The following is a 455-nucleotide window of genomic DNA, read 5'->3' as shown; positions in this document are numbered from 1 at the left end:
GCCAGGTCGTACGACTGCGCCAGCTTCGTCAGCTGCTGGATCGCCTCCTGGCGGTCACCGTTCAGCTTCGAGTTCGCCGTACGGCCCAGCTGCTGGGCGTCCGGGTCGTTGTGGAACCGGTGCGCCGCCGCCAGATCCGCCGCCGCCGACGCGTCGTACTTCGGGGTGTTGGTCTTGACCTCCACCATCGTCTGGGCAGCCTGCGTCATCCACTTGCTGCCCTCCTCGCTGTAATCCGCCAGCCGCAGCGTCGCGTTGCCCGCCCACGTCACCCACTTCTGGAAGCTGTCGGCCGCCTCGCCCTCCCACCCCGTCACCTGGTGCTTCCGCAGGCTCTCACCGATGCCCTTGATCACGACCGCCGCACCCTGCAGCTGCGTCGCCCGCACGACCACCGTCGCCGAGTCCAGAGACGCGATCATCGCGAGCAACTGCTCATGCGAGTAGGCCTCGAA

At 67.9% G+C, this 455-nt stretch carries 1 pseudogene; it reads right to left on the bottom strand.

Features of this window, described 5'->3' with window-relative positions:
* A pseudogene (locus tag AB4039_RS42470) lies at positions 1–422 on the bottom strand (WXG100 family type VII secretion target); the annotation flags it as partial.
* Positions 423–455 lie beyond the last annotated feature (33 nt).

The sequence above is a fragment of the Streptomyces sp. M-16 genome, from assembly GCF_052114405.1.
Lineage (GTDB): Bacteria > Actinomycetota > Actinomycetes > Streptomycetales > Streptomycetaceae > Streptomyces.
Note: the sequence above shows the minus strand (reverse complement) of the source record. Positions and strands in the feature narration are given on the sequence as shown.